Source organism: Saccharopolyspora sp., from assembly GCF_017434145.1.
GTDB classification, from domain to species: domain Bacteria; phylum Actinomycetota; class Actinomycetes; order Mycobacteriales; family Pseudonocardiaceae; genus Saccharopolyspora_C; species Saccharopolyspora_C galaxeae.
Window position 1 is genome coordinate 1 of the sequence record NZ_JAFRFW010000359.1, and the last position, 7,891, is coordinate 7,891.

Annotated in this window: 9 protein-coding genes; 4 read left to right on the top strand and 5 right to left on the bottom strand. The window is 71.1% G+C overall.

The window, feature by feature from the left end; translation table 11 throughout:
- Positions 1-86: 86 nt before the first annotated feature.
- Entirely contained in the window at positions 87-1,373 is a 1,287-nt protein-coding gene (locus IJH84_RS09790) for an adenylosuccinate synthase (protein ID WP_295143009.1), read from the bottom strand.
- A 94-nt stretch (positions 1,374-1,467) separates the two neighbouring features.
- Here IJH84_RS09790 and IJH84_RS09795 point away from each other — a divergent pair, with 94 nt between their 5' ends.
- Complete coding sequence (locus IJH84_RS09795; RefSeq protein WP_295143013.1) at positions 1,468-2,199, top strand: hypothetical protein; 732 nt, start codon at positions 1,468-1,470, stop codon at positions 2,197-2,199.
- Between the two features lie 115 nt (positions 2,200-2,314).
- Complete coding sequence (locus IJH84_RS09800; protein ID WP_295143015.1) at positions 2,315-2,953, top strand: HNH endonuclease family protein; 639 nt, start codon at positions 2,315-2,317, stop codon at positions 2,951-2,953.
- A 42-nt stretch (positions 2,954-2,995) separates the two neighbouring features.
- Here the strand turns inward: IJH84_RS09800 and IJH84_RS09805 are convergent, their stop codons facing one another.
- The 4 genes from IJH84_RS09805 to IJH84_RS09820 all read right to left on the bottom strand — a co-directional run bounded on the left by IJH84_RS09805 (position 2,996) and on the right by IJH84_RS09820 (position 6,158).
- Positions 2,996-4,096: an aromatic acid exporter family protein gene (locus tag IJH84_RS09805; RefSeq protein ID WP_295143018.1), complete on the bottom strand. Its 1,101-nt coding sequence runs from the start codon at positions 4,094-4,096 to the stop codon at positions 2,996-2,998.
- Between the two features lie 62 nt (positions 4,097-4,158).
- Entirely contained in the window at positions 4,159-4,569 is a 411-nt protein-coding gene (locus IJH84_RS09810) for a DUF3151 domain-containing protein (protein WP_295143021.1), read from the bottom strand.
- A 78-nt stretch (positions 4,570-4,647) separates the two neighbouring features.
- Positions 4,648-5,682 carry a class II fructose-bisphosphate aldolase gene (fbaA, locus tag IJH84_RS09815; RefSeq protein WP_295143024.1) on the bottom strand — a complete coding sequence of 345 codons (1,035 nt, stop codon included), beginning with the start codon at positions 5,680-5,682 and terminating at the stop codon, positions 4,648-4,650.
- A 194-nt stretch (positions 5,683-5,876) separates the two neighbouring features.
- Positions 5,877-6,158 carry a YciI family protein gene (locus IJH84_RS09820; RefSeq protein ID WP_200068757.1) on the bottom strand — a complete coding sequence of 94 codons (282 nt, stop codon included), beginning with the start codon at positions 6,156-6,158 and terminating at the stop codon, positions 5,877-5,879.
- A gap of 78 nt (positions 6,159-6,236) precedes the next feature.
- Here IJH84_RS09820 and IJH84_RS09825 point away from each other — a divergent pair, with 78 nt between their 5' ends.
- Positions 6,237-6,821 (top strand): SigE family RNA polymerase sigma factor, encoded by a 585-nt coding sequence (locus tag IJH84_RS09825; protein WP_200068756.1) that lies wholly within the window; start codon positions 6,237-6,239, stop codon positions 6,819-6,821.
- A 198-nt stretch (positions 6,822-7,019) separates the two neighbouring features.
- A partial coding sequence (locus tag IJH84_RS09830; protein WP_295143030.1) for an amidohydrolase family protein occupies positions 7,020-7,891 on the top strand: 872 nt, incomplete at its 3' end.

Consider the following 7,891-nt stretch of genomic DNA (forward strand, 5'->3'; position numbering starts at 1 on the left):
CGGGGACCCGCACCGCTGGGCGCCGGGAGGGGCGCCGCGCGACCGCGGCGGAGGCGTGCACGCCGGTCCGAGCCGGCGCGCGGACCTCAAGCCAGGGTGTGCCGGACGATCGTGTGATCGCGGCCGGGACCGACGCCGATGGCGGACATCCGGGCCTCGGTGAGCTCTTCCAGCCGCAGCACGTAGTTCTGCGCGTTCACCGGCAGGTCCTCGAAGGTCCGCGCGTGGCTGATGTCCTCCCACCAGCCCGGCATCTCCTCGTAGACCGGCACCGCGTGGTGCACCCCGGTCTGCGTCATCGGCATCTCGGTGACCCGCTGCCCGTCCACGTCGTAGGCCACGCACACCGGGATCGTCTCCAGCCCGGAGAGCACGTCGAGCTTGGTCAGGAAGTAGTCGGTGATCCCGTTGACCCGCGTCGCGTAGCGCGCGATCACCGAGTCGAACCAGCCGGTGCGCCGCGAGCGGCCGGTGGTGACGCCGAACTCGCCGCCCTGCTTGCGCAGGTTCTCGCCGGCGTCGTCGGTGAGCTCGGTCGGGAACGGGCCGGCGCCGACGCGGGTGGTGTAGGACTTCAGGATCCCGATCACCGCGGTGATCTTCGTCGGGCCGATGCCGGAACCGGCGCAGGCCCCGCCCGAGGTCGGGTTCGACGAGGTCACGAACGGGTAGGTGCCGTGGTCCACGTCCAGCAGCGTGCCCTGCGAACCCTCCAGCAGCACCGTCTCGCCGCGGTTGATCGCCTGGTTGACCAGCAGTTTGGTGTCGGCGATCCGGCCTGCGAAGCGCTCGGACTGCTCCAGCACCGTGTTCACGACCTCGTCCGGGTCCAGCGCGCGCCGGTTGTAGACCTTGACCAGCAGCTGGTTCTTGAACTCCAGCGCGGCCTCGACCTTCTGCCGCAGGATCTTCTCGTCCAGCAGGTCCTGCACGCGCACTCCGACGCGGGCGACCTTGTCCTGGTAGGCCGGGCCGATGCCGCGGCCGGTGGTGCCGATCTGCTTCTTGCCCAGGTAGCGCTCGGTGACGCGGTCGATCGCCACGTGGTACGGCATGATCATGTGCGCGTCGGCGGACAGCAGCAGCCGCGAGGTGTCCACGCCGCGCTGCTCCAGCCCTTCGAGCTCGTCGAGCAGCACGCCCGGGTCCACCACGACCCCGTTGCCGATCACGTTCGTCACGCCCGGGGTGAGGATGCCCGAGGGGATCAGGTGCAGCGCGTAGTCCTGACCGTCCGGCAGCACCACGGTGTGCCCGGCGTTGTTGCCGCCCTGGTACCGGACGACCCACTGCGCCTGCTCGCCGAGCAGGTCGGTCGCCTTGCCCTTGCCTTCGTCGCCCCACTGGGCTCCGATCAGCACGATCGCCGGCATGTGAAACTCCAACCTGACTGTGGGTGCGTACCGGGCGGTCCCCGCCTCGACGCGGCACCGATGCCGGTCGATCAGGATAAACCAGGAGCGGAACGTGAGTACGACTGCACTGTGCTGCGGAAACGACGGGCACGCCACGCAATCGGCCGGTGACGGCGTGCAGTGGCAGCAGGTGCCCGAGATGCCCGGCCGGGCCGATGTCGATCCGCTGCTGCCGGACGGTCCGGGGCGGGTCGTGGTGCGCGGTTCGGACGCCGACCTGGCGGCGGTCGTGCTGCGGTTGCTGCGCAAGAACCGGATCGCCGACCTGGCCGTGGGTTACGTGCCGGTGCGGAAGTCGCCCGCGACGAGGCTCTGGGGCCTGCCCGTGGGACCGGATGCGGTGCAGGTGGCGCTGCACGGAGCGGCTCGTCCGGTGCCGCTGGTGCGGGACGACTCCGGCGGACTGCTGATCGCCTCCGGGCTGATCGCCCCGATCACCGGACAGGTCTACTGCGACGACCAGCGGGTGCTCAACGGTCCGGCGGTGCGCCTGGAGGTCTCACCCGACCCGGCCGCCGAGCCGCTGGCGGAACCGACCTCCGACCCGATGTCGGCCATGCTCGAACCCGCCGCGGACGGGCTGCTGGTGACGACCGTGCGGCGCGGGCTGCTGCGGCAACGCCGCGAAACCACCAAGGCACGCGCGGTGCAGGCGGGTTTCCGGGACACGACCGTGCACCGCGACGGCGCCGAACATCCGCGGCCGGTCGGCAAGTGGGTCTGGTACCGGCACACCGAAGATCTGCAGCTCGCGCTGCGGGCGGCGCCGACCGGCAAAAGGTGAACATCGTGGCGCTTTCACGCCAAGTCACTCCATAGTCACTTTGCGGCATTGCCACGGCCACTTCGCTCCGTGAAGGTCAGGATCGACACCGCCGAGCAGCCTTGCGGAGGACTCGATGACCACGAAGCAATCCCTGCGCGCGGCGCTGACCGCGCTCCCGCTGGCCGGCGTGCTGACGCTGGGCCTGGCGACACCGGCGGGCGCCGAGCCGCCGGGCATCCCCGACCCGGCGACCGCGCAGGCCGAACTCGGCGAACTCGTCGTCGCCCCGGAAGGTTCGCTGGACGGCTACGACCGCGACAAGTTCCCGCACTGGAACGAGGGTTCCGACGGCTGCAGCACCCGCGAGGCGGTGCTCAAGCGGGACGGCGAGAACGTCGAGGTCGGCTCGGACTGCTACCCGACCTCGGGCACCTGGAACAGCCCGTACGACGGCGGATCCTGGACCAAACCGTCCGATTTGGACATCGACCACGTGGTGCCGCTGGCCGCGGCCTGGCGCTCCGGTGCCGCGCAGTGGTCCCAGGAGCAGCGCCAGGCGTTCGCCAACGACCTGGAGAGCCCGCAGCTGATCGCGGTCACCGACAACGTCAACCAGGAGAAGAGCGACCAGACCCCGGACCAGTGGCTGCCGCCGGAGGCCGGCTACCACTGCACGTACGCGTCGATGTGGATCGGCTCGAAGCACAAGTACGAGCTGACCGTCACCGAGGCGGAGAAGGGCGCGCTGGAACAGGCGCTCGGCACCTGCTGAGCATCCCGGCGGCGGCGTTCCGCAGTGGACGCCGCCGCAGGCTCAGCTGTGCTCGCCCTCGCGGCGGGGGTGCAGCGGCGGCAGCGCCGAGATCGCTTCGGTGCGGGTGAGCCCGCTGGCCTGCAACAGGTCCACCGCGATGGATCGCACCTGCAACACCACGACCTGCATCGAGAAGTCGCCCTCGCCCAGCAGTTCCACCGATGACGCGCGGGCGACCGAACGCGCGGTCTCCCGCGCCTGCAACGGTTCCACCCCGCTGGCCAGCTCATCGCGCAGCAGCACGACCGAACCCGCCAGCTCCTCCAGCAGGCCAGGAAGCGGGTGCGGAACGGGCTCGCCATCGCGCAGCGCGGCCAGTGCGCGCCGCGCGAGCACGCGCGTGTTGCGCAGCGCCCGGTCGATCGGCGTGGCCGCCGACTCGTAGCGCGCCAGGTCGCCGCGGCGCCGCCAGCGGATCGGCGCGAACTTGGCGATCTCGCCGCCTGCCGTGAGCGCGGTGCGGAACTCGTCGACCAGCTTCTGGCTCTTGCGCGCCCCCGCCAGCGTGTCCGAAGCCAGGTCCGGGTCCCGGCGCGCGACCGCGCCCGCCACGCCGCGCAACCCGTCGGCCAGCGCGCCCAGCACCAGCCGCCCGTTGCGGTGCGCCACCGCGAGCGGGTTCGCGGGCAGCAGCACGGCGACGACGAAACCGACCATGCCGCCGATCGCGGCGTCGATCATCCGGGTCCACCCGCCCGCGCTCAGCGGCGGCAGCAACGTCGCCACCAGCACCGACGACGAGGCCGCCTGCATCACGATGACGCCGCCGCTGTCGGTGAGCACCGCCGTGCTCATCGCCAGCGCGACGACCAGCGCGATCTGCCACGGCCCGGTGCCGATCTGCGAGATCAGCACATCGCCGACGCCGATGCCGATGCTGACTCCGACCACCAGCTCCAGCGACCGCCGCATCCGCTGGCCCAGCGACACCCCCAGCGAGATCACCGCGGCGATCGGCGCGAAGAACGGCTGCGGATGCCCCGCCACGTGCTTGGCCAGCCACCAGGCGAGCCCGGCCGCGACCGCGCACTGCACGATCGGAGTGCCGGTGCGCAGCAGGCGGCGCAGCCGGCGGATCAGTTCCTGGCGAAGTCGATGCACGGGCGAGATTCTCCGTCACCCGAAAGCCGACCTGAAGTGATCAGGGCGCGCCGGATCGGCGGTTACTCGGACAGACCGGTCGCGTCGAGCGAGGCCGGGTCGCTGTCGAGGAGGAGTTGCCTGCAGCGGTCGTACTCGTCCTGCTCGCCGATCGAACCCGCCGCTTTGGCCAGCACCGCGACCGCGCGCAGCACGCCCTGGTTGGGGCGGTGCCGCCACGGCACCGGGCCGAAGCCCTTCCATCCGGACTTGCGCAGCGCGTCCAGCCCGCGGTGGTAGCCGGTGCGGGCGTAGGCGTAGGCGGCGATCACTTCGCCCCGCTCCAGCGCGGTCTCCCCGAGCTGCGCCCACGCGGCGCTGCACGTGGGGTGCTCGGCGGCGACCTGGGCCGGGTCGTTCCCGGCGTCCAGCGCGGACTGCGCCTGGGAGTTCTCCGGCAGCAGCGTTTCCGGCGGTTCCAACAGGTTCGTCATGGCGCCATCCTGTCACCCGGCACACGAACGCCGCCCCAGCCTCGGCCGGGGCGGCGTTTCGGATCAGCGAGCCGCTGCTCAGCCGGCCAGCATCCGGCCCGCGGACTTGAGCGTCTCGCAGCCGTTGGCGACGCGGGCGGCCATGGACTGCTCGGCGGCCTTGAGGTAGCTGCGCGGGTCGTAGACCTTCTTGTTGCCGACCTCGCCGTCGACCTTGAGCACGCCGTCGTAGTTCTTGAACATGTGCTCGGCGATCGGGCGGGTGAACGCGTACTGCGTGTCGGTGTCGATGTTCATCTTCACCACGCCGTAGGAGACCGCCTCGTGGATCTCCTCCAGCAGCGAGCCGGACCCGCCGTGGAAGACCAGGTCGAACGGCTTCGACCCGGCGGGCAGGCCCAGCTTCTGGGTGGCGACCTCCTGGCCCTGCTTGAGGATCTCCGGGCGCAGCTTCACGTTGCCCGGCTTGTAGACGCCGTGCACGTTGCCGAAGGTCGCGGCCAGCATGTAGCGGCCCTTCTCGCCGCCGCCGAGCGCGTCCACGGTGTGCTCGTAGTCGCCCGGCGCGGTGTAGAGCTTCTCGTTGATGTCGTTGCTGACACCGTCCTCCTCACCGCCGACGACACCGACCTCCAGCTCCAGCACGATCTTCGCCTTGGCCGCGTTGTCCAGCAGCTCGCTGGCGATCTGCAGGTTCTCGTGCAGCTCGATCGCGGAGCCGTCCCACATGTGCGACTGGAACAGCGGGTTCTCGCCGCGGGCGACGCGCTCCTGGCTGATCTGGATCAGTGGCCGGACGAAGCCGTCCAGCTTGTCCTTGGGGCAGTGGTCGGTGTGCAGCGCGATGTTCACCGGGTACTTCGCGGCCACCACGTGCGCGTACTCGGCGAGCGCGACGGACCCGGTGACCATGTCCTTGACCTTGGTGCCGGAGGCGAATTCCGAGCCGCCGGTGGAGACTTGGATGATGCCGTCGCTCTCGGCCTCCGCGAAGCCGCGCAGCGCCGCGTTGAGCGTCTCCGACGAGGTCACGTTGATCGCGGGGTAGGCGAACTCGCTCGCCTTGGCCCGGTCCAGCATCTCCGCGTAGACCTCGGGGGTGGCGATGGGCATCGGTCGTCCTCCTCGGGGTGGAGTGAATCTTGGCGGCGGGAGATGCGCCGAATCCTACGAGGGCGCGCTAGGTCCGCGCGGCCCTCTTTCAGACAGCGCTACCCGTTCGCGTCACAGTGAAAACAACTTGATCGGTCTGGTACTGCACCGTTGTCGGAATCCTCACACGAGCAGCGGTCCGGCCTGCCGATCGATCAAGAAACCCAGGCACCGGTGACGGTGTTCCACTCGCGGATGGTGGCCGAGGCCAGCGCGCCTTCCTTGAGGTACGGGTCCTCGTCGAGCAGGGCCTGCACTTCCGCGTCGTCGGCGGCCTCGTAGATGATCTGCGCGCCCCTGCCGTCCGCGTACGGGCCGCCGGCCAGCAGGATGCCCTTGTCCGCCAACGACTTCGAGTACTCCCGGTGCGCCGGGCGCACCGCGAGCCGGTGCTCCTCGTCGTCGCCGTAGACCATCTCGACCACGAACTTCGCCATTGCGGACCTCCCTGACTACTCCGGCGGCGCGGACCCTACCGCCCGTGGGACACGCGGGACCGCGAGCCGGGTAGCTTCATGGCCATGCTCGGGGATCATTCATCGGGGGTCGAACGCAGCGTCGAGAAGACCTTGGGCCATCTGCGCGCGATCGACACCTCGGCCACCGCGACCGACGGCCAGCCGCTCACCCTCGAAGACCTCTACCGCCAGCAGCGGATGCGCATGGTGCGCCTGGCGATCCTGCTCGTCGACGAACCCGCGACCGCCGAGGACGTCGTGCAGGAGGCGTTCACCGGCCTGTACCGCAACTGGTCCGGGCTGCGCGATGCGAATGCCGCGCTCGGCTACCTGCGCACCGCCGTGGTCAACGGCAGCCGGTCGGTGCTGCGGCGGCGCAAGACCGCGCGGGAGTACCAGCCGCCGCACCAGGCCGACGCGCGTTCCGCGGAGTCGCTGGCGATGCTCACCGCCGAGCACCAGTCGGTCGTCGCCGCGCTGTCCGGGCTGCCGCCGCGGCAGCGGGAAGTGCTCGTGCTGCGCTACTACGGCAACCTCTCGGAGGCCGAGATCGCCGAGGCCACCGGGGTCTCGAAGGGCACCGTGAAGTCCACCGCCAGCCGCGCGCTCGAAGCGCTGCAGAAGATCATGCGGACCGAGTGATCGCGGGCAACACCACACCGAGCTGGTGTAGACCACTCGCGCGCCCGTGGCGGAAGATGGACGGCACACCGTCCGCGGCGGTTCCGCCGCCGCTCCGCGCGGTGCGGCCCCGGTGAACCGGGTACGCCGGGCGCAGCGCAGAACGGAAAGTGGGTACGACCAGTGCACAGCGCGCACGACGACACCGGTGTCCGCACGATCGCCGCGAGCCGGATCGTCACGCCGCAGGGCGTGCTGGAACCCGGCTGGATCCGGCTCTCCGGTGCGAGCATCGCCGAACTCGGCAGCGGCACTCCGCCTGAGAGCACCGACCCCGGTGCGGGACCGGCGGACATCACCGACCTCGGTGCGGGCTGGCTGGTACCGGGCTTCGTCGACATCCACTGCCACGGCGGTGGCGGCGGCTCGTTCACCGGCGTGGAACTCGACCAGGCCGAGGCGGCGCTGGCCGCGCACCGCGCGCACGGCACGACGACCATGCTGGCCAGCCTGGTGTCCGCGCCGCTGGCCGACCTGACCAAGCAGATCTCGGCGCTGCGCGAACTCGTCGAGGACGGGCGGCTGGACGGGATCCACTTGGAGGGCCCGTTCCTGTCCGCGGCCCGCTGCGGCGCGCACGACCCGGCGGTGCTGCGCGCGCCGGACCAGCAGTCGGTGCGCAAGCTGCTCACCGCGGGCCAGGGCGCGGTGCGGATGGTGACGCTCGCCCCGGAGCTGGACGGCTCCGTCGCGGCGGTCCGCGAGCTGGCCGATGCGGACGTGATCGCCGCGATCGGGCACACCGACGCGGTCCGCGAAGACATCGTGCCCGCAGTGGAGGCAGGCGCGACCGTGGCCACGCACCTGTTCAACGGGATGCGCCCGCTGCACCACCGCGAACCGGGGCCGGTCGGCACGCTGCTGGCGGACGAGCGGGTGACCGTCGAGCTGATCTGCGACTTCGTGCACCTGCATCCCACGGTGGCCGGCCTGGCCGCGCGGCACGCGGGCGCGGGGCGGACGGTGCTGGTCACCGACGCGATCAGCGCGACCGACGCCGGGGACGGCACCTACGAGCTGGGCAAGCTGCC